Genomic DNA, 25,633 nt, shown 5'->3' on the forward strand with positions numbered 1-25,633 from the left:
GATTCATCATCCAAGGGACGTGTGATGAGCGAAGAGCGTGAGACGCGGCGCGGCGGTGCGTGGAACCGTCGGGCCTTTCTGAGAACTTCCGCAGCCGGGGCAGGCGTGGGTGTTCTCGCCCTGAGCCAGGGTGTGGACAGCGCTGCCGCGGACGACCGGGACGAGGAGCGGGCGGATGCGGGGGTGTTGAGGGTCGAGCGGACCACGGTCGAGTACGCGACGTCGCTCCTCGGCACGGACGTGGCCAAGCCGAGGCTGGGTTGGGAGCTTTCGGCGCCGGGGCACGGCGCCCGACAGAGCGCGTATCAGATCAAGGTCTCGCTCGCTGCGCGCGAGTCGGGGGAGGGGGCAGCGACGGGGGCGGGGGCGAGACAGGTGTGGGACTCCGGCCGCGTCGCCTCCTCGCGGACCATCGGAGTCCCTTACGGCGGGCCCGCGTTGAAGCCCCGTACGCGCTATCACTGGCAGGTGCGGGTCTGGGATGCCGACGGCCGCGCCTCCGCCTGGAGTGCCTCGCGCTGGTGGGAGACCACGCTGGCCGAGGACGCCTGGCAGGGGCACTGGATCGGCGCGGACGCGGCCCCGAAGCCGCCGGGCTTCACGGGAGCGTCCTGGATATGGTCGCCCGGCTCCACCGTGGAGGACGCCCCGGCAGGAGCGAGGTGGTTCCGGGGCGTGCTCGAACTGCCCGAGGGGATCGACGTGTCCGCCGCCCGGGTCGTGGCCACCGCTGACGACGACTTCACCCTCCACCTGAACGGCGAGGAGGTGCTGCACGCCCCGGAGCAGACCGACGGCTGGCGCACCGCCCGGCTCGCCGATGTGACCGAGCGGGTACGAGGTGCGGGCCGGCGCGTGGTGGTCGCCGCTCGCGCGACGAATCGCGGCAGTGCTTCGGTCAACCCCGGTGGCCTGCTCGTCCGTCTCCTTGTGGAATCCGGCGGCGGTTCCCACGAGTTGGTGACCGGATCGGGGTGGCGGTGCGCGGAGTCGGAGCAGGACGGCTGGCAGCGGGCCGACTTCGACGACAGCGGGTGGTCCGAGGCGAAGGTGCTCGCCCCGTTCGGAGAGGGCCCCTGGGGCAGCGACGCACAGGTTCCGCCGGCCGAGCAGCCCGCGCCGCTGCTGCGCCGCGAGTTCACCGTCCGCAAACCCGTGACACGCGCCCGTCTCTACATCAGCGGACTCGCCTACTACGAGGCCCACATCAATGGCCGCCGGATAGGCCGCCAGGTGCTAGACCCGGGTTTCACGGACTACGAAGAGACGGTCTTCTACGCCGTGCACGACGTGACGGACCGGATCCGGCGGGGTGCCAATGCCATCGGTGTGACGCTGGGCCGCGGTTTCTACGGCATGACGACACCCAACGTATGGAACTGGCACAAGCCGCCGTGGCACGGGGAACCCCAGCTCATCGGCCAGCTCGAGATCGAGCACCCGGACGGCTCCCGCACCACCGTCGCCACGGACGGCTCGTGGCGGATCACCGAGGGCCCGACCCGGTCCAACTCCCTCTACGCGGGGGAGACCTACGACGCCCGTGAGCATCACGACGGCTGGACCGATCCCGGCTACGACGACGGCGACTGGCGGCGGCCCGTACGCCTGGATCCGCCGAAGGGGGCGCTGCGCGCGCAGCCCCACGACGCGATCGAGGTCATCGACACCGTGCGGCCGGTCGCGGTGAAGGCGCACGGCGACGACTGGATCGTCGACATGGGGCGCACCTTGGCGGGGTGGACGCGGCTGCGCGTGCGGGCCGGTGCGGGCACCCTCGTCCGGCTCGTGCACGGCGAGAAGCTCAAGGACGACGGAAGCGTGCACGCCGAGACGGGCCATGTGCCCGGCCGTTTCCAGACCGACGAGTACATCTGCGCGGGTGGCGGAGCCGACGAGGTGTGGGAACCGCGCTTCTCGTACAAGGGCTTTCGCTATGTGCAGATCAGCGGGCTTCCCGGCAAGCCAGAGCCGGACGACGTGCTCGGCCGTCTGGTGCACACACCCGTCGACGACACCGGGAGCTTCACCTGCTCCGAGCCCTTCTACGAGCGGCTCGAAAAGGCCATGCGCCGCACGATCCAGAACAATCTGCACGGCATCCCCACGGACACGCCGATGTACGAGAAGAACGGCTGGACCGGCGACGCGCAGGTCGGCGCGCCCGTCATGATGTACGCACTCGGCATGCACCGCTTCCTGAGCAAGTGGCTCGGCGACCTGCAGGACAGCCAGAACAAGGACGGCCAGCTGCCGGTGATCGTGCCGAGCGGAGGCTGGGGGTACGGGGATCTGGGGCCGTCCCCGGAGTGGACCACGGTCTATCCGTTCCTCGTGCGCGAGATGTACCGGGTCTATGGCGACGAGCGCGTCATCGAGGAGCATCTGCCCGCCCTGATCCGGTACTTGGACTGGGAGATCGACCGCCTGAAGGACGGCCTGGCGGTGACGGCGCTCGGTGACTATCTGTCCCCCGGCTACGGGGGCAACCCGCCCGAGGACACCCGGCTCACCGCGACCGCCTATCTGCACCGGGCGCTCACCGACACCGCCGAGATGGCGCGCGTAGCGGGTGACAACGATGTCCGCGCACGCTTCCTGGCCACCGCCGAGCAGATGAAGAAGAGCCTCAACGCGACATTCCTCGCCCCCGAGGGCCACTACCGCACGGCCAAGGACCCCGAATACCGCCAGACCAACAACTGCGTTCCGCTGGCCTTCGGCCTGGTTCCGCCCGGCGCCCGGGCGAGCGTCACGGCATCGCTGCTCGATGACATCGCGAAGCGGGGCAACCACCTCAACACCGGCTGCCTCGGCACCAGTGTGCTGCTCCGCTCCCTGAGCGCGCACGGCCACTCCGACGTGGCCCACGCCATCGCCACCCAGCGGACGTACCCGAGCTGGGGTCACTGGTTCGACAACGGCGCGGACACCATGTGGGAGATGTGGCCGCTCGACTCACGCTCACGCGACCACTACTTCCAGGGCACGGTGGTGCAGTGGCTGTACGAGAACGTGGCGGGGCTGCGTCCCGGCGACGAGGGGTACCGGACCTTCACCGTGCGGCCGGATGCGCGCACGGGTGTCACCTGGGCGCGCACCGAGTTCCACACCGTGCGGGGCCCGGCCGAGGTGTCCTGGTCACGCGTGGACGAGACCGTGCGTCTCACGGTGCGCGTGCCGGTGGGTGCGACGGCCGAGGTCCATGTCCCCGCCGTGTCGCGCAAGGCCGCGCGGGCTCCGCAGGGAGTTGAGTTCGTGCGCACCGAACCGGGCTACGCGGTGTACAAGGCGCCGCACGGAACATGGGGGTTCAGCGGGCGTCCCTGACGACGCGGCGCCCGCCACGCCGATGCGGGCGCCGCACGCTCGGGTTCCGGCCACGGCATGTGTCGCAGTCGTGGCCGGTGCCCGGGTGACGGCAGTCAGCCGAACCGGCTGTACAGGCCCGCGGCGACGAGGAAGAGCACGATCACGACCGCCAGGATCAGCGTGCCGGTTCCTTGGTTCTGGGAGCGTTCCTGGTCGGCGCGCTTCTCCTCGATGAAGGCCTTCGCGTCGGCCTCCGTGCGCGTGCGGACCCACTGGCCGTTCTGTCCCGGGTTGGGGAACACCGTGCACCTCCTGTGTCAATTCCGGTGCGCCTTACCACTTTTCACATTGGCAAACCTCACCGGCAACAGTTGCCCCTCAGGGGTGATGCGCACCCTGGAGACGAACCTCCATGGACGCCGCCTTGCCGTGTCGCGTCAGCATGCGCTCGCGAATACCTCGGGGTAATTTGTCCACGTTTGTGATGAAGTATTACTTCTGCCCTGCGCCCTGTAGGTCAGCGGAGGAGCCCTACAGGTGTGTAAGGGGAAAGCCGGGCGATGGCCAAGACCTTGAACGTCCCGCTCGTCGCAATGGAGCGCCGCAGCCCGATGCGGGCCCCGCGCACCCCGCGACGTACCGGAAGTCAGATCTGGCCGGCGGTCGTGGCGGTGGCTTTCACGTTGGCCCAACTGGCCCTGGTGCGGCCCACAATGGGTCTCGGCTGGGATGAGGCGGTGTACGTCAGCCAGGTCAGCGGCCACGCTCCGGCGGCGTTCTTCAGCGCTCCCCGTTCCCGCGGGATCTCCCTGCTGGTCGCGCCGATCGCCTCATGGTCGTCGTCCACCTCGCTCCTGCGGGTCTATCTGGCCCTGCTGTCCGGCCTCGGCCTCTTCCTGGCGCTGCGCGTCTGGCGCGGTCTCTTCCCCGTACGAGTGGTGGCCCTCGCCGGCGCCCTGTTCGCGACGCTCTGGGTGACCGTCTTCTACGGCCCGGAGGTCATGCCCAACTACTGGGTCGCGATCGGTGCCCTGGCGGGCGTCGGCTGCTTCCTGCGGGCCCAGACGGACCGGCGTGACCGGGCCGCGCTGTGGGGCGTGGGCGCGAGCGCGGCGCTGATGGCGTGGATGCGGCCCATCGACGCCGTCTGGGTGAGCCTCCCGCTGCTCGTCCTGCTGGTCTGTGTCCGCAGATGGCGTCGACCGCGGTTGCTTGCGGCGCTGGTCGTGGGTCTTGGGGCGGGGGCGGTCGGATGGATCGGCGAGGCGTACGCCAGTTTCGGGGGTCTGGGCGCCCGCCTCGCCGATGCCTCACGGATCCAGGGCGGCCTCGGCTGGAACATCGCCGTCCTCGATCAGCTGCGCAGCCTGCGCGGCCAGACCCTGTGCCGCCCGTGCACCGCTTCTGTTCCGGCCCCTGAGCTGATCGCGTGGTGGTTCGCCCTGCCGCTGCTCGCCGCGCTCGGCCTTGTCGTCGCGGTCAGGGCCCGGCGTACCGCGGGCACACTTCTGCCGCTGGCCTGTGCCGCGACGGCGAGCATCCCGTACCTGTTCATGATCGGATACGCGGCGCCGCGCTTCCTGCTGCCGTTCTACGCGCTGCTCGCCATCCCGGTCGCCGACGCCTTCATCCACCTGGTCACCGCCTCGCGCCCGGCGTGGAGGCCGGTGGTCGTGACGCTGGTGGCGCTTGCCGCCGCCGGGCATCTGGCGGTGCAGTACGCGGTCCTCGAGGGCGCCGTGGACCGCTCCACCGCCGCCCGCCAGAACTGGTCCCGCACGGCATCCGAGCTCCACCGCCTCGGCGTACGGCCGCCGTGCGTACTGACCGGGTACGAGGCGCTCCCGATCGCCTTCTACGCCGGATGCTCCTCCGCCCAGACGCAGGGGCACAACGCCAGCACCACCCGTGCGGACCTGGTGCGGACCGCACGGCGGACGCCGACGGCCGCGCTCGTCCCGGTGGAGGAAAGGCCGCCGGGGTACGCGCGCGGCTGGCCGTCCCGTCGGTTCGGTGGCCTGCGCATCCATGTGGGCCCCGCGGCAACGGCAGGAATCCGGGGATGACCTTTGGATGACCCTCTTGCAGGGCACCCGGCTCCCGTGGGGAACAGGTGCACCCTTTTGCGATATATGAACGGTTTGCGCATCGTGTTGTCGGGTACCCCGGGATGGGGCCGGAACGTGACGTTCCGCCCTGCGCCCTCAATCGTCGCTCTGGAGAGTTCATGTCAGATCAGCGCAAAAGTTCGTTTGCGACCGTGAGCCCCTACACGGGGGAGACCCTCAAGGAGTTCCCGGCCATCGAGGGCGAGGAAGTCGATTCCAGGGTCGAGACCGCGGACCGTGCGTTCGACGCATGGCGGAAGCGGCCGATCGCGGAGCGCGCGGCCGTCGTCGCTCGCGCGGCAGGCCTGATGAAGCAACGCAAGGAAGAGCTCGCCCAGATCATCACGCTGGAGATGGGCAAGCTCATCTCCGAGGCGCGCGGAGAGGTGGACCTCGCCGCGTCGATCCTGAAGTACTACGCGCAGCACGGGCCGGACTTCGCCGCTGCCGAGACGCTGGAATTCGAGGGGGAGGGAGAGGCGTACCTCGTCAACGAGCCCCTCGGTGTGCTGCTCGGCGTCATGCCGTGGAACTTCCCGCTCTACCAGGTGGTCCGTTTCGCGGGGCCCAACCTGGTGCTCGGCAACACCGTGCTGGTCAAGCACGCCGGTATCTGCCCGCAGTCCGCGCTCGCCCTGGAGTCGCTCTTCCGTGACGCCGAGGCCCCCGAGGGCGTCTACACGAACCTGTTCGTGAGCCACGACGAGATCTCGCGCATCATCGACAACCCAGTGGTCCGCGGGGCCTCCCTGACCGGCAGCGAGGGAGCAGGCGCCAAGGTCGCCGAGCGGGCCGGGCGGAACATGAAACCCAGCCTCCTGGAGCTCGGCGGCAGCGATGTCTTCATCGTCCTCGACGGTGCAGGACTCGAGCGCACGATCGGGGCCGCGGTGGCGGGCCGGATGGCGAACACCGGCCAGAGCTGCGTGGCCTCTAAGCGCTTCATCGTGCTCGGGGACGTCTACGACGACTTCGTCGACGGGATGCGCCGCAAGTTCGAGGAGCTGCGCCCCGGAGACCCCGCGGACGAGGCGACCACTCTGGGCCCGCTCTCCTCCGAGCAGGCGGCATCGGACCTGGCCGACCAGCTCCGCGAGACGGTGGACCAAGGTGCGGAGCTGGTCACCGGCGGCCACCGGATCGACCGCCCGGGTGCCTTCGTCGAACCGACGATCATCACCGGCGTGAAGCCGGGGATGCGGGCCTACGCCGAGGAGCTCTTCGGTCCTGCCGCTGTCATCTACCGGGTCGCCGACGAGGACGAGGCCATCGCCCTCGCCAACGACAGCCAGTACGGCCTCGGCGGATCCGTGTTCTGCGCGGACGTGGAGCGGGGGCGCCGCGTTGCGGAGCGCGTGGAGACCGGCATGGTCTGGGTGAACCACCCGACCTCGACCCAGCCCGACCTGCCGTTCGGCGGCATCAAGCGCTCCGGCTACGGGCGTGAGCTCTCGAAGCTCGGCATGCAGGAGTTCGTGAACCGCAAGCTCGTCCGCGTCCTGCCGCCGGACGCCGAGCTGCACGGAATCGCAGGCTGACCGATCCGGCCGCGCCCAGCGCACCCGCGGCGGGACAAAAGCTGTCCATCCGTGTGTTTTGCGGCCGAGATGAGCGGAGAGCAGTCCCCGACGCACCGCCCTCCACCCGCGAGAACAGCAGTAGACCGAGAAACCAGCAACACAAGGAGTCATCGTGACCGCAGTACCTTCCATCACCCTCAACAACGCAGTGCAGATCCCCCAGCTCGGCTTCGGCACCTTCCAGATCGAGCCGGAGGAGACCCGGGAGACGACGCTGGCCGCGCTGGAGGCCGGCTACCGGCACATCGACACGGCTCAGATGTACGGCAACGAGAAGGAGGTCGGCGAGGCGGTCCGTGACTCCGGTCTCGACCGCGGCGACGTCTTCGTGACCAGCAAGCTCAACAACGGCGCCCATGCGCACGACGACGCCCTCAAGGCGTTCGACCGCACCATGGAGGACCTCGGACTCGACTACCTGGACCTCTTCCTCATCCACTGGCCGCTGCCCGGCAAGGGCGACTTCGTGGAGACCTGGAAGGCCCTGGAGGAGATCTACCGCTCCGGCCGCGCCAAGGCCATCGGAGTCTCCAACTTCCAGCCCCACCACCTGCGCCGGCTGATGCAGAACAGCGACGTGGTGCCCGCGGTCAACCAGATCGAGGTGCACCCCTACCTCACCCAGGACGACGTCAGGGCCTTCGGCGCCGAGCACGACATCGCCACCGAGGCCTGGTCGCCCATCGCGCAGGGCAAGGTGCTCGACGACCCGACCATCAACCGCATCGCGCAGCGCGAGGGCAAGTCGGCCGCCCAGGTGACCCTGCGCTGGCACATTCAGCGCGGGGACATCGTCTTCCCCAAGTCGGTGACCCAGAGGCGCATCGAGCAGAACTTCGACATCTTCGACTTCGAGCTCAGCGAGGGCGACATCGGTGAGATCTCCGCGCTGAACCGCGACGAGCGGACCGGCTTCGACCCGGACACCTTCAACGGCTGAGGGCCGCCTCTCCCCGTACAGGTCAGCGCACTGGAACAGGCCTTGTGTCGGACTCGATGACGGTGAGGACAGCTACCACCCGATCGAGCCGTCTGCGCGCCCGGGCCGCGTCGGACGTGGACACCACGACCTCGGCGGTGGCCCGGGCGGGGGCGCGGACCGCGTAGGTCAGCTCCCGTACCGGCACCGGGCGCAGGGCGGAGACGATCCGGCCGAGCGCCTCGCGGCTGTCGTGGAGCGTCACCGTCAGCGTGGTGAGGGGGTGGGACTCGTCAGGAGTCATCGCGGGTGCTTCCTTGTCTTGGTCTGCCGACCGGGTGAGGCCTTGCACGGATGGCGAAAGCAAAAAGACCCCTCGCGGAATGCGAGAGGTCTGCGTGCGGGCGGTGAGCCGCCTGGGAGGGGTTGCCTCCAGGTCACCTCGGTGCCGGCACGCCGCAGCTAATAATGAGCTGGCGCAGCATGGCGCGGATGTTTCCACGGAACGGTCGCACCGGCAACGCCATCTCATGCAGCGGACACCGCACCCCATGGCCTGACAGCGCGCCATGAAGCCTCATGCGCGGACCGCTTCACCGGTATCTGCGATATCTGCTCCGATACCCGCCCAGTAGCTGCCCGGCGGCTCGGGCACCGTCTGTCGGTGCCGATGAAGCAGGCCGCTCCGCCTTGTCGTGGGCGACGAAGTGTTGTCCGTGCCCCCGCCCTACCTTTCGGACATCACCGGTTCGAAGCCTCGGAGGTGGGGATCCGCATGTCCATGTGGGATGAGCTCAACCGTCCGCCCGTATCGCCCGCGGGACGTGTCCTGCCGCTGGTGGCGGCCGCCGCGTTCCTGGTCAGTGGCTGCGGAGGCGGTTCCGGCTCGGGCACCGCGGGGAAAGGCGAGTTGGCGGACGGCAAGACGTTCACCACGGCCTACGCTTCCGACCCCGGCGCCCTCGACCCGGCGAAGACGGTGATGTCGATCGCCATCGGCGTCAACCGCTACCTGTACGACCCGCTGATCCACCTCAACGCCAAGGGTGAGCCCGAAGCAGGCCTCGCGCAGAAGTGGGAAGCGACGGCGAAAACGGCGACTTTCACGCTGCGCCCCGGCATCAAGTGTTCCGACGGCTCGACGCTGACCGCGAGCGACGTGGCCGCGAACATCGACTACATCGGTGACCCGAAGAACAAGTCGCCACTGGCCGGCGTGCAGATCCAGCCGGGCACCACGGCGAAGGCCGACGACGGGCAGCGCACCGTCACCCTCACCAGTGGCGCCCCCGACGCGTTCCTGCTGCGCAACGCCGGTTCCGTGCCGATCGCCTGCGGCAAGGGTCTCAAGGACCGCACGGCACTGGCCAAGGGCGGCAAGGGGAGCGGCACCGGCATGTTCACCATGACCGAAGCCGTCACGGGCGACCACTACACCCTCACCCGGCGCAAGGACTACACCTGGGGTCCGGGGGCGTCCAAGCAGGGGGCCAAGGGGCTGCCGGACACGGTGAAGATCCGGGTGATCCCCAACGAGACCACGGCCGCGAACCTGCTCCTTTCCGGAGAGCTGAACGCCGCGCCGATGTCAGGACCCGAGCAGAAGCGCCTTGCCGCGCAGAAGTTGTTCCACGCCGATGTGCAGGCACCGCTGGGCGAGCTGTACTTCAACCAGAGCGGGGCTCGCCCCGGAGCGGACGAGAAGGTGCGCAGGGCGCTGGTCCAGGCGCTGAACCTGCCCGATGTCGGCAAGGTGATCACCAACGGCACCGGAAAGCCGTCGCAAGGCATGGTCACCGACGAGCCACGGGCCTGCACCGGCGATTCGGTCACCGGCAATCTCCCGCAGCACGACCTCGCGGCGGCCAAGTCGGCCCTGAGCGCGGCTGGTTGGAAGCCGGGCGCTGGTGGAATCCGTACCAAGAACGGCAAGAAGCTCACGATGAGCTTGATGTACGGCACCCAGAACGGGCCCAACATGGCAGCGGGGGCCGAGCTGATCCAGAAGGAGTGGAAGAGCCTCGGGGCCGAGGTCAAGATGAAGCCTGCGGACAGCCCCGGACTGAACAGCACGCTCTTCGGCTCCGGCAACTGGGACGTCTCCATGGGTCCGATCTCCCTCGGGGTGCCCACCCAACTCGTCCCGTTCATGTCCGGTCCGACGCCGCCGAAGGGCGTCAACTTCGCGGGAGTCGACAACCCCGAGTACCAGGCCCTCGTACAGAAGGCTTCGGCCAAGGTGGGCGCCGCGGGCTGCCCGCAGTGGCAGCAGGCCGAGAAGGCGCTGATCAAGCACCTCAACGCGGTGCCGTACTACAACTCCCTCACCCCGGTCTTCGGCAAGGCCGCTCGCTTCGAGGTCAGCCAGGGCTCGATCGTCCCGTCCTCGATCCGCATGTACGCCAACTAGGGGGACGGTCCGATGACGACCGCGACAACCGCGACGGCCGGCGCCGAGGCGCCGCCGGCGTCGGCTGCCCCCGACTGGCGGGGCAACCGCTGGCTGCTGTTCGGCCTGCGCCGCTCGGCCCGCCTTGTGGTGTCGCTGTGGGTGCTCGTCACAGCGGCGTTCCTGATGATCCACCTCATCCCCGGCGACCCGGTGCGCGCCGCTCTGGGCATGACCGCTGCGCCGGACCTGGTTGCGGCGCGGCGCGCGGAGCTGGGTCTCGACGACCCGCTGTGGCAGCAGTACCTGCACTTCCTGGGTGGTCTCTTCACCGGCGATCTGGGGAGTTCCACCATCAGCGGCCAGTCCGTGACACAGACGATCGGCGACCGGCTGCCCGCGACCGTGCAACTGGCCGGACTCGCCTTCGTGCTGGCCCTCGCGGTGGCCGTACCGCTGGGCACGGCGATGGCCGCCCTGACCCGGGGCGGGCGCCGCCGCGGCGCCGAACTGGCCTTCACCTCCGTCAGCGTGCTGCTTGCCGCGATACCGGAATTCCTGCTCGCGGTCGTGCTTGCCTACGTGTTCGCGGTGCGCCTCGAGTGGTTCCCCGTCGCGGGCCGAGAGGGGCCGGGCTCGTACGTACTGCCGGTGCTGGCCCTGTCCATCGGCCCCGCATCGGTGCTCGCCCGGATCGGCAGGGTGGAGATGCTGTCGGTCCTCGGCCACGACTATGTGCGCACCGCGCGCGCCAAGCGGCTGCCGCCGCGCCGCGTGTATGTGCGCCACGCGCTGCCCAACGCCCTGACCGCCACACTCACTCTCGGCGGCCTGCTGCTCTCGGCGCTCGTCGCGGGGACGGTCCTCGTGGAGAACGTGTTCGCCTGGCCCGGACTCGGCTCGACGATCGTGCAGTCCATCGTGCAGAAGGACTATCCGGTCGTGCAGGGCATCGTGCTCGTCTACGGGGCCGGAGTCCTCGTGGTGAACCTGCTCGTCGATGTGGTGCTCGCTCTGCTCGACCCGCGCTCCGCGATCGGGGAGGCCTGATGTCCGCGACCCGCTCCCGATGGCCGTCGGTCGCCCGCACCCCCGTGGGCGCCTGCGCCGGTCTGTTGCTGCTCGCGGTGGTCGTCCTGGCCGTACTCGCCCCGATCCTGTGGGGGGACAGGGCATCCGTGGTGGACACCGCCGCGATCCAGCAAGGTCCCTCCGACGCGCATCTGTTCGGCACGGACAACCTGGGCCGCGACATCTTCTACCGCGTCCTGGTGGCCACCCGCCTTTCGCTGCTGCTCGCGGTGAGTGCCACCCTGCTGGGGGTGGTCCTTGGCCTTGTTCTGGGCGCGCTGCCCTCCGTGCTGCCGCGCAGGGCGGGGCGGTTCGTGACCTCCGTGGTGAACATCGCCGTCGCATTCCCCGGCCTGCTGCTCGCCCTGTTCTTCGCGGTCATCTTCGGAGTGGGCGCCACCGGCGCGGTCCTCGCGATCGGCCTCGCGATGGCCCCGGCCTTCGCCCGGCTCACCCAGACGTTGAGCGCGTCGGTCGCGGGCCGGGACTTCGTGGCCGCCGCCCGGACCGTCGGCGTCGGCCGGATGCGGCTCCTGGTCCGCCACATCCTGCCCAACATCGCCGAGCCGCTTGCCGTCAACGCCACCATCGGCGCGGGCGCCTCGCTCCTCGCCTTCTCCGGGCTCTCGTTCCTGGGCCTCGGCGTACAGGCCCCGGACTACGACTGGGGCCGGCTCCTCGGCGAGGGCCTCGGCCGGATCAACCTCACCCCGGCGCCCGCGCTCGCGCCGTGCGTGGCGGTCGTCGTCACCGGCCTGGCGTTCAACCTCTTCGGCGAGGCAGCGGCGGCCGCTCTTGGCGTACGTACGCTGTCACGCCAGGCCGTCGGCCCCTGTCCGCTCCCACCACCCGTCGAGGACACCGCCGCGGATGTGGCCGCGCACCGACCGGACACCGACGGGCAGCCGGTGCTCGCAGTGGAGAACCTTCAGGTCGCCTTCCCGGGGCCTGCGGGATGGACCACCCCGGTGCGAGGTGTCAGCTTCGCCGTACATCCGGGCGAGGCCGTCGGCGTGGTGGGTGAGTCCGGGTCGGGCAAGAGCCTGACCGCGATGGCCGTGTCCCGGCTCATCGAACACCCGGCCCAAGTCAGCGCCCGGCGCCTTGAGTTCCTCGGTACACCGCTGCTGGACACCGAGGAGCGGGAGCTGCGCCGGCTGCTCGGTACCTCCCTCGCGATGGTCTTCCAGGACCCGATGTCCTCGTTCAACCCGGTCACGAGCATGGGGCGACAGCTCGCCGAGGTCGCCGAACACCACCAACACCTCTCCCGCGGGGCCGCGTTGGCGCGGGCGGTGGACCGGCTGCGCGCCGTGCACGTGCCCGCACCCGAGCGGCGTGCGCGCCAGTATCCGCACGAGTTCTCCGGCGGGATGCGACAGCGCGCGATGATCGGCATGGGCCTGATGGGCGACCCCAGGCTGATCATCGCCGACGAGCCGACCACCGCCCTCGACGTCACCGTGCAGCGGCAGGTACTACGCCTGCTCACCGAAGTCCGGAACGAGCGGGCCACCGCCATCCTGCTCATCAGCCACGACATCACGGTCATCGCCAGGACCTGCGACCGGGTGCTCGTCATGTACGCGGGCCGCATCGTCGAAGACCTGCCCGCGGCCGACCTGTTCACCGCGGCCCGGCACCCCTACACCCGGGCGCTCCTCGCCGCCGTACCGGACCTCGACACGGACCGCGACCGCCCCCTGGCCGTGATCCCCGGCCGCCCGCCGGAGCCGGACCGGATACCGGAAGGGTGCGCGTTCGCCCCGCGCTGCCCCTCCGCGGACGACCACTGCCGCCGCGAGGACCCGGAGCCGGTCACGTACACGGTCGGGCACCGGATCGCCTGCTGGCACCCCGGCCAGGACGCGACCGAACCGGTCGGGAACAAAGTCCAGGTCGAAGAGACCGCGACAGGAGGAGGGACGGCATGAGCGAGCTCGTCTTCGACGGGGTGAGCGTGCGCTACGGCGCCCGCCGTCACGCCCTGACCGCGGTGGACGGCGCGCACCTGACCGTGCCGTCCGGCCAAGTGGTCGGCCTGGTGGGGGAGTCGGGCTCGGGGAAGTCGACGCTGGCCCGCGCGGCGGTCGGCCTCGCCCCGCTCACCGCGGGCCGCATCCTCCTCGACGGGACCGATGTACGCCGGCTGCGCGGCCGGCGTCGGCCGCTGCAGATGGTCTTCCAGGACCCGTACTCCTCCCTCGACCCGCGGATGAGCATCGGGGACTCCGTCGCCGAGGCCCTGCCGCGCGAGCGAGGCCGCGGCGCGGCGGCTCGTCGCTCCGAGGTCGCCCGCCTCCTTGAGCAGGTCAACCTCGGTCCGGACCGGGCCTCGATGCTGCCCGGACAGCTCTCCGGCGGCCAGCGGCAGCGCGTGGCGGTCGCCCGGGCACTGGCGGGGCAGCCGCGGGTCGTCATCGCCGACGAGATCACCTCGGCCCTCGACGTCTCCGTGCAGGGCGCCGTGCTCAACCTGGTCCGCGACGTACAGCGGCAGATGAACCTGACCATGCTCTTCATCTCGCACAACCTGGCCGTGGTGCGCTACCTCAGCGACCATGTCGCCGTGATGTATCTCGGCAGGATCGTGGAGGCAGGGCCCACCGAGCAGGTCCTCGCCGACCCGCGCCACCCGTACACCCGCGACCTGCTCGCCGCCGTGCCGAGCCGTACCTCGGCGTCGGCACTCGGCGTGGAACCAGTCGATGACGCCCTCGCGGCCACCGAGCCCGCCGACCCGCACCAGCCGCCGCCCGGCTGCCACTACCACCCCCGCTGCCCCGCAGGCCCCCAGCTCCATGACGGGCGCGAACTGTGCCGTACCGAGGATCCGGCCGAGGGTGCCGCGGCACGACCCCACCGGGCCGCCTGCCACTTCGCGACCACCGCCGACCTGGCCCTCACGAAACGGCCGCAGACAGAAGGCGCCGGGTGACATGACACTCGTACACCACCCCCATTCACCCCGTCATCGAGGAGACAGCACACCGTGACGCGACGCCTGGCCATCGACGACCTCTACGCCATCGCGCTGCCGGAGCAGCCGGCGCTGTCACCGGACGGCACACGCATCGCCTACGTGCTGCGCACCGCCGACCGCGAACACGACCGCGAGGAACGCGCGTTGTGGACAGTGCCGACCGGAGGTGGAGCCGCGCGACGGCTCACCCGCGGCCCCGTGGACACCGCGCCCGCGTGGTCCCCCGACGGCCGGTCGATCGCGTTCCTGCGCGGCGGCGACGGCCCTTCGCAGCTGTGGCTGCTGCCCGCCGATGGCGGCGAACCCGAGCCGGTCACGAACCTTCCGGCGGGCGCGGGGGCACCGCTGTGGAGTCCGGACGGCACGGCGATCGCCTTCCCGGCACCGGTCGAAAGCACCCCGGGCCCCGAGGCGACCGCAGCCCCCGTCGTGGCCGACCGGCTCGACTACAAGACCGACGGACACGGCTTCTTCGGCACGGTCCGCAGCCATCTGCACATCCTGGATCTCGAAAGCCGTGAGGTCCGGCAGGTCACCCACGGCGACTGGCACGCGGGGAGCCCGGCCTGGTCGCCGGACGGCCGCAGCCTCGCCTTCTGTGCGGCACGCGGAGCCGACGCCGACCTGACGCTCCGCTCCGAGGCGTACGTCGTGGACTGCCTGGCTTCCGGAGCCGAGCCGCAGTTGGTCGGCTCCGGCGACGGCACCGCGCACGCCGTCAACTGGACCGCCGACGGCGACGCACTCCTTGTCGTGGGCCGTACGGACACCACACTCGGTCACGCGAGCGTGCTGCGCGTCCCGTCGCACGGCGGCGAACCTGTCGACCTCACCGCCGGACTCGACCGCAACGTGATGCCCGGCGGCCCCGGCTACCCGGGCGCGCTGCCCCGACCGGCAGCCGACGGCCGCCTTGTGCTGTTCTGCCTGCGTGAGCGCGGCTGCACCCACCTGTACGCGATGAACGCCGACGGCAGCCAACCGCGCGTGCTCGTGGGCGGCGCGGGGCGCGTCGTCTCCGGCATGTCCGCTGTCGGCGACACCGCCGCCTTCGTCGTGGCGACGTCCACCTCGTACGGAGAGATAGCGACCGTCGAGGTGTCCACCGGCCGCGAGCAGGTGCTCACCCGGCACGGGGCGGGCCTGGGGAAGGTGCGGCTCTTCGAGCCGCAGGAGCGGGAGTTCACCACCTCCGACGGCACCGCCGTGCACGGCTGGCTGCTGCGCGACCCGGCCGCCACCGGCCCCGCGCCGCTGCTGCTGGACATCCACGGCGGCCCGCACAACGCCTGGAACGGGGCGGCCGATCCCTTCCACCTGTACCACCAGGTCCTTGCGGCACGAGGCTGGTCGGTGCTGCTGCTCAACCCCCGTGGCAGCGACGGCTACGGCGAGGAGTTCTTCACCGCGGTACGCGGCGCGTGGGGCAAGGCCGACGCCCCGGACTTCCTCGAACCGCTGGACGCCCTGGTCGCCGAACGGATCGCCGACCCGGAGCGCCTTGCCGTGGCCGGCTACAGCTACGGCGGCTTCATGACCTGCTACCTGACCAGTCGTGACAACCGTTTCGCCGCCGCCGTCGCCGGTGGCGTGGTCAGCGATCTGACCAGCATGTGCGGCACCAGCGACCAGGCCTTCCCGCTGGCCGCGGCCGAGCTGGGCGGCACGCCGTGGCAGAACCGCGAGCTCTACGCCGAACTCTCCCCGTACTCACGGGTGGAGCATGTCCGCACCCCGACGCTGGTGCTGCACGGCGCGGCCGACGAGCGCTGCCCCGTCGGGCAGGCCGAGCAGTGGTTCACCGCTCTGCGGGTGCGGGGCGTGCCCACACGCCTCGTGCTCTACCCGGGCGGCGCGCACTTGTTCCTGCTGGAGGGACCGCCCTCGCACCGAGCCGACCTCGCTCGTCGCGTCGTCGACTGGGTGGAGCGTCACACCGGTGCGGCCGGGCGTCCCGCCGGTGCCCCGCTGGACGTCGCGCACTGGGAACGTCGGCTCGGCGAGCTTGCGGCCAGGCACCGGGTACCGGGCGCGGTCCTTGGCATCTCCCGCGGCGACGACATGGCCGTGGCCGCCTCCGGCGTGCTCAACAAGGACACCGGCGTGAGCACCACCGAGGACTCGCTCTTCCAGATCGGGTCCATCACCAAGGTGTGGACCGCCACCGTGATCATGCAGCTGGTCGACGAGGGGAAGCTCGACCTCGACGCCCTCGTGTCCGATGTCCTTCCGGAGCTGCGCCTTTCCGATCCGCGGACGGCGAAGCAGGTGACCGTACGGCATCTGCTCACGCACACCAGCGGCATCGACGGCGACATCTTCACCGACACCGGTCGTGGCGATGACTGCATCGAGCGCTTCGTGGACGACTTGGGCACGGCGGCGCAGATTCACCCGCTGGGTGCGACGTTCTCGTACTGCAACTCGGGCTTCGTGCTCGCGGGCCGGGTCATCGAGAAGCTCACCGGCATGAGCTGGGACAACGCCCTCAAGGAGCGGCTGTGCACCCCCCTGGGCCTCACACACACCGTCACGCTGCCGGAGGAGGCGCTGCGCTTCGGCACCGCGATGGGACACGCCGCCCAGGGCGATGAGGACCCACGGCCGGTCCCGGCATGGGGCCTGCCCCGCTCGGCAGGTCCGGCCGGGCTGATCACCGCGACGGTCGCCGACGTCCTGGCCTTCGCCCGTATGCACCTTGCCGGTGGCCGCACCGCCGACGGCACCCGAGTCCTTTCGCAGCAGGCGGCGTCCGCGATGACCGAGAGGCAGGTCGACCTGCCGGACGTGCACACGCTCGGGGACTCCTGGGGTCTCGGCTGGATCCGCTTCGACTGGGGCGGCCACCAGCTCGTCGGACACGACGGCAACACCATCGGCCAGTCGGCGTTCCTGCGCGTGCTGCCCGAGCAGGATCTCGCCGTCACCCTCCTCACCAACGGCGGGAGCAGCCACGACCTGTACCTGGAACTGTTCGGCGAGATCTTCGCAGAGCTTGCCGGGGTCACCGTGCCCGAGCCGCTCAAGCCCCCGACCGAGCCGGTGACGGTGGAAGTCGACCGCCATCTGGGCCGGTACGAAAGGGCGGGCGCGCGCATCGAGATCCTTCAGGGCGCCGACGGGCCACGGATGCGTCAGACGGTGACGGGGCCGCTCGCCACCATGGTGCCCGAGACGGTGCAGGAAGCCGACCTGGTGCCCGTGTCGGACGGCCTCTTCGTCGTACGCCTGCCCGGCAGTCCGTCCTGGATCCCCGTGACGTTCTACGCACTCCCGACCGGAGAGCCGTATGTGCACTTCGGCGTCCGCGCGACCCCGAAGGTGTCCTGACGTGAAGCAACCGCACGGCATTCAGATTCCTCATGACCCCGCCCGCGTCGCCCAGTTCGAGGACACACTGCCCGCGATGATCGACGACATCGGGCGCCTGGTACGCACCGAGTCGCCGTCGGCCGATCTCACCGCCGTGGCCCGCAGCGCCGAGGAGGTCGCCAGGATCGGCGCATCGCATCTGGGTGCCGAGCCGGACGTGATCACCGTGGACGGCCGCACTCATCTGCGCTGGCGTCTGGGCAGCGGCCCCCGGCGCGTCCTGCTGCTCGGCCACCACGACACGGTGTGGCCCATCGGCTCCCTGGACACCCACCCGTTCACGGTCCGGGACGGCGTGCTGCGCGGACCCGGCTGCTTCGACATGAAGGCCGGACTCGTCATGGCCTTCCATGCCCTCGCCGCGCTCGGCGCCGACGCCGTCGCCGGGGTGACCCTCCTGGTCACCGGCGACGAAGAGCTCGGCTCGCCGTCATCGCGGGAGCTGATCGAGTCCGAGGCGGCCGGTTGCGCCGCGGCGTTCGTCCTTGAGGCGTCCGCCGACGGCGGCGCGCTGAAGACCGAACGCAAAGGAGTCTCCCTGTACGAGATACGAGTCGCAGGCCGGGCCGCCCACGCGGGCCTGGAGCCGCACCTGGGTGTGAACGCCGGCATCGAGACCGCCCACCAGATACTCGCGGTCGCCGCACTGTCCGACACCGGCGCGGGCACCACGGTCACCCCCACTGTCCTGACCGCCGGGACCACCACCAACACCGTCCCCGCCCACGGACGGTTCGCCGTCGACGTCCGCGTACGCGACGCCGTGGAACAGGCCCGCGTGGACACCGCTCTCCGCGGGCTGCGGCCCGTGCTCGACGGGGCGACGCTGGAGGTGACCGGCGGACCCAACCGCCCACCCCTGCCACACGCCGCGTCGGACGCGCTCTACCACCGAGCCGGGCAACTGGCCCAAGAGCTCGGCATCGGCCCGCTCACGGCTGCCGCCGTCGGGGGAGCGTCGGACGGCAACTTCACCGCGGGCGTCGGCATCCCGACCCTGGACGGCCTCGGCGCGGTGGGCGGCGGAGCACACGCCACCGACGAACACGTGATCGTCGCGGAACTCCCGCGCCGCACAGCCCTGTTGACGGCACTCGTCGGGGCCGTGCTCGCCGAGCAACCGCAGGCAGCACGCGAGAGTGACACGACAGCGATCGGCAGGAGCCCCCGATGACGGACACGTCCGCTGCCACCCCCTTCGCGCCCGGCACCGCTCACCGGGTCGCGGCAGACGCACTGACCGCTGCCGACGCCGCGGCGCACGCGGCCGGTTGCCACGTGCGGCCGATCAGCGCCCTGCCCGATCTGGAGGCCGCCTGCCGGCTCTTCGAAGGCATCTGGAAACCGGGCAGCGAGAACGCGCTCGCGACCACCGAGCTGCTGCGTGCGATGGACAAGGCGGGCAGCTATGTCGCGGCTGCCTTCGACGGCGAGGAAGGCCCGCTCGATGCCGCCCTCGACGGACGAGAGGGCGGCGAACTGGTCGGCGCCTGCATCGGCTTCTTCGGCCCGCCGCCCGACGGCGCCCTGCACAGCCACATCGCCGGTGTCTCGGCCCGGATGCGCGGCCGCAGTGTCGGCTTCGCCCTCAAGGCACACCAGCGCGCCTGGGCGTTGCAGCGTGGCGTGGCCCAGGTGTCCTGGACCTTCGACCCGCTGGTGCGGCGCAACGCCTACTTCAACATCGGCAAGCTGGCGGGCAGGGCCGCCCAGTACCTGCCCAACTTCTACGGCCGCATGAACGACGGCATCAACGGCGCGGACGACACCGACCGCCTCCTGGTGGAGTGGCGGCTTGCCGCCCCCGAGGTCGCCGCGGCCTGCGACGGCCACCACCGGGCCACTGACGCGGCGGCAGAACTGGCCGGCGGCGCCACCGTCGCCCTGGGTGCCACCGCCGACGGCCGGCCGCACGCGTACTCCGTCATCGGGCCCCGGACCCTGGTCGCCGTGCCCGAGGACATCGAGCAACTGCGCCGCACCGACCCGCAGTCAGCGGCGGCCTGGCGCTCCGCCGTGCGCGACGCCCTCGGCGGGCTCATCGCCGACGGATGGCAGGTGACGGGATTCGACCGCGCCGGCTGGTACCTCCTCGCAGATCCTCGTACCCCCTCGTAGACGCAGATCCTCGTACTCCCTCGTAGACAGGACGACGAACAGTGAAGCTCACCGGAGTCGAACTCCGTCAGGTCCGGCTGCCGTTGGTGGCCCCCTTCCGCACCTCGTTCGGTACGCAGACGGAACGCACGGCGCTGCTCCTGCGCGCGGTGGGCACCGACGCCGAGGGCTGGGGGGAGTGCGTGGCCATGGTCGATCCGCTGTACTCCTCGGAGTACTCGGCCGCGTGCGCCGACGTGCTGCGCCGGTTCCTCGTCCCCGCCCTCGGCCGGTGCGCGAGCCTCGACGCGGTAGGCGTCGCCCCGGCCCTCGAACCGTTCAGGGGCCACCGGATGGCGAAGGCCGCACTGGAGATGGCCGTTCTCGACGCCGAGCTGCGCACCCGCGGGGTGCCCCTTGCGCGAGAGCTCGGCGCCGTCCACGACCGTGTGCCGTGCGGGGTGTCCGTGGGCATCATGGACTCGGTGCCACAGCTGCTCGACGCGGTGGGCGCCTACCTCGACGAGGGGTATCGCCGCATCAAGCTCAAGATCGAGCCCGGCTGGGACATCGCGCCGGTACGTGCGGTACGCGAGCGCTTCGGCGACGACCTGCTGCTCCAGGTCGACGCCAACACCGCCTACACCCTCGCCGATGCCCGGCATCTCGCCCGACTCGACCCGTTCGACCTGCTGCTGATCGAGCAGCCGCTTGACGAGGAAGATCTCCTCGGCCATGCGCAACTCGCCAAGGCCCTTGCCACACCGGTGTGCCTGGACGAGTCGATCACCTCCGCCAGGTCCGCCGCGGCGGCGATCACCCTGGGCGCGTGCAGCATCGTGAACATCAAGCCCGGCCGGGTCGGCGGCTATCTGGAGGCCCGCCGTATCCACGACGTGTGTGCCGCGCACGGCGTGCCGGTGTGGTGCGGCGGCATGCTGGAGACCGGCCTCGGCCGCGCCGCGAACGTCGCCCTGGCCGCGCTGCCGGGCTTCACGCTGCCCGGCGACACCTCCGCGTCCGACCGTTTCTACCGCACCGACATCACCGAGCCGTTCGTGCTCGCCGATGGCCATCTCACGGTCCCCGACGGCCCCGGACTCGGTGTCGCGCCGCTCCCGGAAGCCCTTGAGGAGGTCACCGTCGACACGGAATGGATTCCGTTGTGACGGGCCCCTTCGCGACGGGACCCTTGTGGCAGCCGACGAGAACACCGCACAATCCCGACGACACCGACGAAGAGCGGCCGCAAGCACCGCCTGGGGGACGGGGGGTACGAGGCACGGTGAACACACAGCCGCGGGCCAGTCTCGGGCGCGTCCTTGAAGACCTCGGCACCACCCTGCTCGACCTCGTGTGCGGTGACCCGGACACGGCGGACGGGATCGGCGGTGTGGTCATCCACGACCCGCTGGACGACCCGGTACTGCCCCGCAAGGCGCTGGTGCTCGGCATCGGCGTCCACGGGGCGGACGAGACCGCCCGGCTGCTCACCGCCCTCGGCGGCGCAGGCGCGGCGGCGCTGGTGGTCCGTGCCCCCGCGCAGACCGACGCGGCGGTCACCGCGGCGGCACAGAGATCCGGCGTCGCGCTGCTCGCGCTGACCCGCGGCGCCTCATGGGCCCAGCTCGCCGCGCTGCTGCGCTCACTGCTCGCTGACGGCGATGTCGGCGAGGCAGGCCCCCAGTCCCTCGGCGGCACCCCGTCCGGCGACCTGTTCGCGGTGGCCAACGCGGTGGCCGCGCTGCTCGACGCCCCGGTCACCATCGAGGACCGCAGCTCCCGCGTCCTCGCCTTCTCCGGCCGCCAGGACGAGGCCGACCCCTCCCGCGTGGAGACCGTCCTCGGCAGGCAAGTACCCGAACGCTTCACCCGCCTGCTGGAGGACCGGGGAATCTTCCGCTCCCTGTACCGCAGCGACCAACCGGTCCATGTCGCCCCACCCGGGCCCGACGGATTCCACATCCCGCGCGCCGCGATCGCCGTACGCGCCGGTGACGAAGTCCTCGGGTCCATCTGGGCCGTCGTCCGCACCCCGCTCACCGCACAGCGCGGCCAGGCGCTGCACGACGCGGCCAAACTCGTGGCCCTGCACATGCTGCGCCTGCGGGCCGGCGCCGACGTCGAGCGCCGGCTCCGTGCCGACCTGGTCTCCACCGCCCTCGAAGGCGGATCAGGCGCCGCCGAGGCACTCGGCAGGCTCGGCCTGACCGACTACGCGGGAGTCGTCCTCGCCCTGGCCGTGCCGGACCCGCCCGAGCTGACCGGTTCGACCGACCTGCACGCCCAGCACACGGCCGAACGCCAGCGCCTGGCCGACGCCTTCGCCATGCACCTCTCCGCCATCCACGCCCGCGCCGCCACGGCGCTCATCGGCGACGTCGCCTACGGCATCCTCCCCGTGCCGCACCAGCAGACAGACGCGGAGGAGAGGGCGGCCCGCATCGGCACCGACTTCCTTACGCGCATCGGCGACCGGCTGACCCCGCTCATCGGCATCGGCCCCGCGGCCCAGGACGCCGGCGCCCTTGCCCGCTCCCGCGAGGGAGCCGACCGGGCACTGCGCGTCCTGCGCACCAACGGAGGCTCCCGACAGCTCGCCCGCATCTCGGACATCCACGTCGAGGCGCTCCTGCTCGATCTCGCCGACCTCGCCGCGGAGCGGGGGGATCCGCCGACAGGTCCCCTGGCCCGGCTGCTCGCCTACGACAAGCGGCACGACTCCCAACTGGTCGACACACTCAGCGCCTGGCTCAACGCCTTCGGCGACGTCCCGGCCGCCGCCGAAGCGATGTACGTCCACCAGAACACCTTCCGCTACCGCCTGCGCCGCGCCACCGAAGTCGCCGGGACCGACCTCACCGACCCCGACGTCCGCTTCGCACTGATGCTGCAACTGCGCCTGCTGCGCCGCCCCGATGGTCGGTGCTAGGCGCGCGGGAGCAGGCGCCCCCGTTCACTTCGGGCAGTACTCCGCCTCGATGACCGCCTGGCTGTTCCCCGCCCAGTCGCCGTTGAAGTTGAAGGCCAGCGAGTGCTTGCCGTCCGCAGTGGTCACGGCCTGGGACGCCGAACCCTGGATGTTGCCTCCGTGCCCCCAGACCGTGACGCCGCAGGACGGCGAGAACTTCATCAGCCCAAGGCCGTAGTCCGTGATCAGACCGGCCCCGCTGACCGGGACGGTCGTCTTCATCTCCTTGAGCTGCTGGGCGGGCAGCAGCTTGCCGCCGAGCAGGGCGGAGTAGAAGCGGTTCAGGTCACCGGAGTCGGAGATCAACGCGCCCGCCGAGCCCGCGGCCGACGGATTGAGCTCGGTGACGTCGTGGACCGCTCCGGTCGGCTGCGGCATCAGGGAGAGCTTGGAGTACGCACGGGAACTCGGCGCGGGCATCGACGAGGCGGTGCGGGGGACGGAGGTGGCGTACAGGCCGAGCGGCTGGATGATGCGCTGCTTGATCTCGTCCTCGTAGGGGTGGCCCGTGACCTTCGCGACGATCATTCCGGCCAGGGTGTAGTTGGTGTTCGAGTAGCTCCAGCCCGCGCCCGGGTCGAAGAGCGGCTTGTAACGCATGGCGATGCCGACCAACTGCTGGGGCGTGTAGGTGTCGTAGCGGTGCTCCAGGAACTTCTCGGTGAAGCCGTTCTCCAGGAACTCCGGGTCGGCGGTGTAGCTGGGGATCCCGCTGGTGTGGTTGAGCAGCTGCCGCACAGTTGTCCGGCGACCGTCGTTGCCGTTGCCCTGAACGACACCGGGCAGCCACTTGTCGACTTTGTCGTCGAGGTCGAGCTTGCCCTCGCCCTGCAACTGGAGCAGCACGGTGGCGACGAAGGTCTTGGTCATGCTGCCGATGCGGTAGCGGTCGAACGCCGAGCGCGGCGCGCCCGTCGTGCGGTTCCCGACACCCGAGGTGCCCGTCCAGACCGAGTACCCGTCCTTGATCTGCCCCGCGACTCCGGGCACCCCGTCCTTCACCGCGGCGTCCATGGCCGCCTGGGTCCGGGCATGTCCCACACCGCTGCCGGCCGCCGCGGGTGAGGTGAACGAAGCGGCGGTCAATGCCGCCGCTGCCACCAGACCCACCGTGCCGATCCGTGCTCTGCGCACTGCCATCTGCTGCCCCTCTCGGTTGCTGCTGTTCCTCGAACCGGTGATGTCCGGAAGCTAGGGCAGCAGGCCCGGCCGCCGCTTCGTCGCGGTCGACAACGTGGGGCGGGGCGCTCATCGGGGGCAACGAAGAGGGGCCATGGGGTGGCGTGCGGAAGAACGAGCGGTGCGGGGCGGCTGTCGTCGCTGCCCCGGCACAGTGTCAGGTCGACCAGACGGTCCGGCCGTTGTGCACGATCACCACTTTGCCGTCGGGCCTGAGGATCAGCTGGGCGCCCTCGTGACCGTGGCTCTTGGACGCCCAGATGGGGCGGTCATCGGCGTTGTGGATGACGAGATTGCCGTCCGGCTGGAAAATCGCCCGGTGGTTTTCGCCGAAGGTCATGGACGCCCAGATGGGCTTGCCCTTCTCGTTGTAGACGACGAGGTTGCCGTCGGTCTGCATGACCATGCGGATGCGGTTGGTGGTCCAGGCCTGCTTGACCTCCAGAACGCTGGGTGCCGAAACGGTCTCGGTGCTCCAGTTCGGCTTCGGGGCGGCCTTGGGCTTGGGGTCGGGCTTCTTCTCGGGCGAGCTGCTCTTGCTGGGCTCCGGCGGAGGCACGGCGGCTTTGGGGACGACCGTCTTCGGGGCCTCGGACTTCTTCGGCTTCTTCTTGTCCGGGGACGGACCGGGCTTCTTGGCCACGTAGTCCCCCGCCGGGTCGGAGTCGGGGTTCAGGACGGTGTCGGAGCCTCCTGCCTCCTTGACGGTGTCAGAGGGCCCGTCGTCCCTCGCGCTGCCGACAAGGAGCAGCGGTATCGCGATCAGGGCGGCACCGACGATCGCGGCACCCGCGAGGACCGGCTTGCGGGGGCGGCCGCTGTCGACGCCGGTCTTGGTCTTGACGCCGGGCGGCGCCGTGCCGACGGCCGCAGCCACGGCGACGCCCTCGTCCGGACTCGCGGTGGTCTTGGCGGGTGCGGCGGCCGCAACGGCTGTGGTCTCCCCGGCCGGGGAGGTGCCGGACTCCGCATCGGGGCTTGCGACCGGGCTCGGCTTCTCCTCGTCCGGTACGGAGGAGGTGGGCTTCTCCTCCGGTGCGGTGGATGTGGCCGGCGGCCCGGTCTCTCCTGCGGGGACGGCGGGGGTGGCGGCCGTCTCCGCGTTCGCGCCGGGGGTGCGGGGCTGGGGGGACATGCGGTACTCCTCCTCGGTGGCGGAGCTGTCGATGTGGGCACGGACCCGTGCGGCGGCCCGGCCGGTCGAGAGCCTGCCGCCGCCACTGGTATCGGGTGGGGGCGTGTCGAAGTGAGCCGGTTCGGCCCGGTACTTGATGCCGGTCTCCGCGTGGTCAGTCGCGGTGGCGGCCGCGGGCCGGTCCGACACCTCCGGGCCGCGAGGTCTTCCCGTACGGTCCTGGCCGGGACGTCCGGCCGGAACGCACTGTCCATCGGCGGGGCCGACGGCCTGCACAACTTAGCCCGTCACGGGGTCGGCAGCCGCTCATCGCGCCACAACTGCCCTTGTGCTTTGTCCGCTCACGCCTCACTGCTCCCGGAACGTTCCCCATTCGGGCACCGAACGGGCACGCGGGAGACCGAAACGGATCTTCCCCGGCCGCCAACGGGTGGGCCGCGTATGGCATTGTGTTGACTCCCGACATGATCAGTATGATCAGTGTCGGCGCGCGCCTGTTGTGCGGCGCCCAAGGATT

The 25,633-nt window shown here is 70.8% G+C and carries 17 protein-coding genes; 13 read left to right on the top strand and 4 right to left on the bottom strand.

Going from position 1 to position 25,633, the window contains the following annotated elements; all coding sequences use genetic code 11:
* Positions 1-105: 105 nt before the first annotated feature.
* The gene (locus ACFQ7F_RS21855; protein ID WP_383272828.1) at positions 106-3,330 is read left to right on the top strand and encodes a family 78 glycoside hydrolase catalytic domain; all 3,225 of its coding nucleotides are present in this window, start codon (positions 106-108) and stop codon (positions 3,328-3,330) included.
* Between the two features lie 95 nt (positions 3,331-3,425).
* Here ACFQ7F_RS21855 and ACFQ7F_RS21860 read toward each other — a convergent pair whose 3' ends face one another.
* Positions 3,426-3,614 (bottom strand): hypothetical protein, encoded by a 189-nt coding sequence (locus tag ACFQ7F_RS21860; protein WP_383272830.1) that lies wholly within the window; start codon positions 3,612-3,614, stop codon positions 3,426-3,428.
* Positions 3,615-3,872: 258 nt separating this feature from the next.
* Here ACFQ7F_RS21860 and ACFQ7F_RS21865 point away from each other — a divergent pair, with 258 nt between their 5' ends.
* The 3 genes from ACFQ7F_RS21865 (at position 3,873) to ACFQ7F_RS21875 (ending at position 7,940) form a co-directional block, all read left to right on the top strand.
* Complete coding sequence (locus ACFQ7F_RS21865) at positions 3,873-5,378, top strand: hypothetical protein (protein ID WP_383272832.1); 1,506 nt, start codon at positions 3,873-3,875, stop codon at positions 5,376-5,378.
* A 161-nt stretch (positions 5,379-5,539) separates the two neighbouring features.
* Positions 5,540-6,958: an NAD-dependent succinate-semialdehyde dehydrogenase gene (locus tag ACFQ7F_RS21870; protein ID WP_383272834.1), complete on the top strand. Its 1,419-nt coding sequence runs from the start codon at positions 5,540-5,542 to the stop codon at positions 6,956-6,958.
* A gap of 154 nt (positions 6,959-7,112) precedes the next feature.
* Complete coding sequence (locus ACFQ7F_RS21875; RefSeq protein ID WP_383272836.1) at positions 7,113-7,940, top strand: aldo/keto reductase; 828 nt, start codon at positions 7,113-7,115, stop codon at positions 7,938-7,940.
* Positions 7,941-7,962: 22 nt separating this feature from the next.
* Here the strand turns inward: ACFQ7F_RS21875 and ACFQ7F_RS21880 are convergent, their stop codons facing one another.
* The gene (locus ACFQ7F_RS21880; protein ID WP_383272838.1) at positions 7,963-8,223 is read right to left on the bottom strand and encodes a hypothetical protein; all 261 of its coding nucleotides are present in this window, start codon (positions 8,221-8,223) and stop codon (positions 7,963-7,965) included.
* A 471-nt stretch (positions 8,224-8,694) separates the two neighbouring features.
* Between ACFQ7F_RS21880 and ACFQ7F_RS21885 the strand changes: the two genes are divergently transcribed.
* The 9 genes from ACFQ7F_RS21885 (at position 8,695) to ACFQ7F_RS21925 (ending at position 22,763) form a co-directional block, all read left to right on the top strand.
* Positions 8,695-10,329, top strand: a complete 1,635-nt coding sequence (locus tag ACFQ7F_RS21885) for an ABC transporter substrate-binding protein (RefSeq protein WP_383272840.1) — start codon at positions 8,695-8,697, stop codon at positions 10,327-10,329.
* Positions 10,330-10,341: 12 nt separating this feature from the next.
* On the top strand, positions 10,342-11,358 hold the full coding sequence (locus tag ACFQ7F_RS21890) for an ABC transporter permease (protein WP_383272842.1): 1,017 nt from the start codon (positions 10,342-10,344) through the stop codon (positions 11,356-11,358).
* The gene (locus ACFQ7F_RS21895; RefSeq protein ID WP_383272844.1) at positions 11,358-13,313 is read left to right on the top strand and encodes a dipeptide/oligopeptide/nickel ABC transporter permease/ATP-binding protein; all 1,956 of its coding nucleotides are present in this window, start codon (positions 11,358-11,360) and stop codon (positions 13,311-13,313) included. Before ACFQ7F_RS21890 ends, ACFQ7F_RS21895 begins: the two co-directional genes overlap by 1 nt.
* Entirely contained in the window at positions 13,310-14,317 is a 1,008-nt protein-coding gene (locus ACFQ7F_RS21900) for an ABC transporter ATP-binding protein (protein WP_383272846.1), read from the top strand. The genes ACFQ7F_RS21895 and ACFQ7F_RS21900 overlap by 4 nt, the downstream gene beginning before the upstream one ends.
* 54 nt (positions 14,318-14,371) lie before the next feature.
* Complete coding sequence (locus ACFQ7F_RS21905; RefSeq protein ID WP_383272848.1) at positions 14,372-17,692, top strand: serine hydrolase; 3,321 nt, start codon at positions 14,372-14,374, stop codon at positions 17,690-17,692.
* 76 nt (positions 17,693-17,768) lie between these two features.
* Positions 17,769-18,908, top strand: coding sequence for a M20 family metallopeptidase (locus ACFQ7F_RS21910; protein WP_383272868.1), 1,140 nt, complete (start codon positions 17,769-17,771; stop codon positions 18,906-18,908).
* Positions 18,905-19,852 carry a GNAT family N-acetyltransferase gene (locus ACFQ7F_RS21915; protein WP_383272850.1) on the top strand — a complete coding sequence of 316 codons (948 nt, stop codon included), beginning with the start codon at positions 18,905-18,907 and terminating at the stop codon, positions 19,850-19,852. The genes ACFQ7F_RS21910 and ACFQ7F_RS21915 overlap by 4 nt, the downstream gene beginning before the upstream one ends.
* A 41-nt stretch (positions 19,853-19,893) precedes the next feature.
* Positions 19,894-21,000, top strand: a complete 1,107-nt coding sequence (gene menC / locus ACFQ7F_RS21920) for an o-succinylbenzoate synthase (RefSeq protein ID WP_383272852.1) — start codon at positions 19,894-19,896, stop codon at positions 20,998-21,000.
* A 116-nt stretch (positions 21,001-21,116) separates the two neighbouring features.
* Positions 21,117-22,763 carry a PucR family transcriptional regulator gene (locus ACFQ7F_RS21925; RefSeq protein WP_383272854.1) on the top strand — a complete coding sequence of 549 codons (1,647 nt, stop codon included), beginning with the start codon at positions 21,117-21,119 and terminating at the stop codon, positions 22,761-22,763.
* 24 nt (positions 22,764-22,787) lie between these two features.
* Here the strand turns inward: ACFQ7F_RS21925 and ACFQ7F_RS21930 are convergent, their stop codons facing one another.
* Together ACFQ7F_RS21930 and ACFQ7F_RS21935 are read right to left on the bottom strand one after the other, a co-directional pair.
* On the bottom strand, positions 22,788-23,942 hold the full coding sequence (locus ACFQ7F_RS21930) for a serine hydrolase domain-containing protein (protein ID WP_383272856.1): 1,155 nt from the start codon (positions 23,940-23,942) through the stop codon (positions 22,788-22,790).
* A gap of 196 nt (positions 23,943-24,138) precedes the next feature.
* Entirely contained in the window at positions 24,139-25,305 is a 1,167-nt protein-coding gene (locus ACFQ7F_RS21935) for a mannose-binding protein (protein WP_383272858.1), read from the bottom strand.
* Between the last annotated feature and the right edge of the window lie 328 nt (positions 25,306-25,633).

Source organism: Streptomyces sp. NPDC056486 (assembly GCF_042795295.1).
Lineage (GTDB): Bacteria > Actinomycetota > Actinomycetes > Streptomycetales > Streptomycetaceae > Streptomyces.

Coding starts and splice junctions, on each gene's coding strand:
- ACFQ7F_RS21865 (WP_383272832.1), top strand. CDS start 3,873: ATGGCCAAGACCTTGAACGTCCCGCTCGTCGCAATGGAGCGCCGCAGC.
- ACFQ7F_RS21870 (WP_383272834.1), top strand. CDS start 5,540: ATGTCAGATCAGCGCAAAAGTTCGTTTGCGACCGTGAGCCCCTACACG.
- ACFQ7F_RS21880 (WP_383272838.1), bottom strand. CDS start 8,223: ATGACTCCTGACGAGTCCCACCCCCTCACCACGCTGACGGTGACGCTC.
- ACFQ7F_RS21885 (WP_383272840.1), top strand. CDS start 8,695: ATGTCCATGTGGGATGAGCTCAACCGTCCGCCCGTATCGCCCGCGGGA.
- ACFQ7F_RS21890 (WP_383272842.1), top strand. CDS start 10,342: ATGACGACCGCGACAACCGCGACGGCCGGCGCCGAGGCGCCGCCGGCG.
- ACFQ7F_RS21895 (WP_383272844.1), top strand. CDS start 11,358: ATGTCCGCGACCCGCTCCCGATGGCCGTCGGTCGCCCGCACCCCCGTG.
- ACFQ7F_RS21900 (WP_383272846.1), top strand. CDS start 13,310: ATGAGCGAGCTCGTCTTCGACGGGGTGAGCGTGCGCTACGGCGCCCGC.
- ACFQ7F_RS21910 (WP_383272868.1), top strand. CDS start 17,769: ATGATCGACGACATCGGGCGCCTGGTACGCACCGAGTCGCCGTCGGCC.
- ACFQ7F_RS21915 (WP_383272850.1), top strand. CDS start 18,905: ATGACGGACACGTCCGCTGCCACCCCCTTCGCGCCCGGCACCGCTCAC.
- ACFQ7F_RS21930 (WP_383272856.1), bottom strand. CDS start 23,942: ATGGCAGTGCGCAGAGCACGGATCGGCACGGTGGGTCTGGTGGCAGCG.